Source organism: Nostocoides sp. (genome assembly GCF_035343835.1).
In the GTDB taxonomy this organism is placed as follows: domain Bacteria; phylum Actinomycetota; class Actinomycetes; order Actinomycetales; family Dermatophilaceae; genus Nostocoides_A; species Nostocoides_A vanveenii.
Map to the genome: position 1 here is coordinate 1 of NZ_DAOQZV010000379.1, position 1,860 is coordinate 1,860.

Consider the following 1,860-nt stretch of genomic DNA (forward strand, 5'->3'; position numbering starts at 1 on the left):
GAGGGCCGAGGCGGCGGTCGGCGCCGAGCGGGCCCGGATCGCGCGCGAGCTGCACGACGTCGTCGCCCACCATGTCAGCCTCATCGGGGTGCAGGCCGGGGCGGCCCGTGCGACGCTCGACCGCTCCCCCGAACGGGCCCGGGCGGCCCTGAGCTCGATCGAACAGTCCAGCCGCGAGGCGGTCCACGAGATGCACCGGCTGCTGCACGTACTGCGTCCGGTGGGCGGCGAGGCTCCGGGCAGCGGGGCCCAGCTCAGCCCGCAACCCACCCTCCCCGACCTGCCGGCCACCGCGGCCCGATGGAGCCAGGCGGGCCTGGAGGTGAGCCTGCAGCTGACTGGCCCGATCGACGCCGTGGACCCGGCCCGCAGCACGTGCGCCTACCGGATCGCCGAGGAGGCCCTCACCAATGTCTCCCGACACAGCAGCGCCACCGCCGCCTCGGTCACCGTCACCGTCGGCGATCAGGTCACCGTCGACGTCCTCGACCCCGGTCCGGCCCGCGTCACGACCAGCCCGGGCAGCGGGCGCGGTCTGGTCGGGATGCGTGAGCGCGCCGCGCTCTTCGGCGGGACCGTCTCCGCGGGCCAGGACGGCACCGGCTTCCGGGTGACCGCCCACCTGCCAAGGTCCACCGATGGCTGAGTCGGGCCGTACGTGGGGGCCACCGCGGGTGGTCATCGTCGATGACCAGCCGATGATGCGGATCGCCCTGCGCACCATCCTGGAAGCCCAGGGAATCGAGGTGTGCGGCGAGGCCGGCGACGGCGAGCAGGCCGTGGCGGTCGTGCGCTCCACAGACCCGGACGTCGTCCTGATGGACGTGCGGATGCCCGGCCGCGACGGCATTGCCGCCACCGCCGAACTGACCGTCCAGGCGCCGTCGGTGCGGGTCATCGTGCTGACGACCTTCGATGACGACGAGGTGCTCTTCGGCGCGCTGGACGCCGGGGCGAGCGGTTTCTTGCTCAAGAACTCCCGGCCCGAAGCGCTCGTGCACGCGGTGTATGCCGTCGTTGCCGGCGACGCGGTGCTCGATCCGGCCGTCACCGCCCGAGTGATGCGGCGCGCCGAACGCCCCACCGGCGCCCCGAACGTGGCTCAACGCCTGACCGACCGCGAGCTGGACGTGTGGTGGCTGATCGCCCAAGGGTTCTCCAACGCCGAGATCGCCGCCCGCTTGCGGGTCACCGAGGCGACCGTCAAAACCCACGTCTCCCGAGTGCTCACCAAGCTGGGCGTGCGCGACCGGGTGCAGGCGGTCATCGCGGCATACCGCAACGGCCTGGCCACCACGACCCGGCACGTCGCCCCGCATCGCGACCAGGCCCACGACTGAGGTGACGGTCCAGCCAACCGTCGAGCCCACATCCACCCCGGCGACCACTCCGCCGTTCACCGGTAGGCCTGGCGGCCCGCGCCGTCACGTCCCGGGAGACACCGCGGTCTGCCTCGTCAGGACTGCCGACGGCGCCCGACGAGCCCTATCGTGGCCGGATGCAGATCCGGCGGGGATACGCGCTGGGCGGAGTCGCCACCGGGGCCTTTGGGACCGTGCCGGGGCTGATGCTGTTGCCCTACCTCACCGAACGGTTGGGCGTCGCGGCGGCGCTGGCCGGAGTGGTCGTCTTCCTGCCGAAAGCCTGGGACGTCGTGCTCAACCCGATCGCCGGGCGGATCAGCGACCGCTCCACCCACCCGGCCGGACCGCGCCGACCCTTCCTGCTGCGGGCTGGGCTCGCGCTCGCCGGCTGTTTCGCCCTGCTCTTCGCCGGGCCCGCCCAGCCGCAGGCCCTGGCCACCGCGTGGGTGGTGGTGGCCTTCCTGGCGTGCGCGACGGCATACGCGTTCTTCCAGGT

The 1,860-nt window shown here is 73.2% G+C and carries 3 protein-coding genes; all 3 read left to right on the forward strand.

Going from position 1 to position 1,860, the window contains the following annotated elements:
• Positions 1 to 646, forward strand: a 646-nt coding sequence (locus tag PKH97_RS16335) for a sensor histidine kinase (protein ID WP_324388663.1), incomplete at its 5' end; no start/stop codon positions are given.
• Positions 639 to 1,340 carry a response regulator transcription factor gene (locus PKH97_RS16340; protein WP_324388664.1) on the forward strand — a complete coding sequence of 234 codons (702 nt, stop codon included), beginning with the start codon at positions 639 to 641 and terminating at the stop codon, positions 1,338 to 1,340. The genes PKH97_RS16335 and PKH97_RS16340, both read left to right, overlap by 8 nt.
• A 122-nt stretch (positions 1,341 to 1,462) precedes the next feature.
• Positions 1,463 to 1,860: MFS transporter (locus PKH97_RS16345; protein WP_324388665.1), on the forward strand; the 398-nt coding region annotated here is incomplete at its 3' end.

Excerpts from the sequence above, each read along its gene's own strand:
- PKH97_RS16340 (WP_324388664.1), top strand. The coding sequence starts at position 639 with ATGGCTGAGTCGGGCCGTACGTGGGGGCCACCGCGGGTGGTCATCGTC.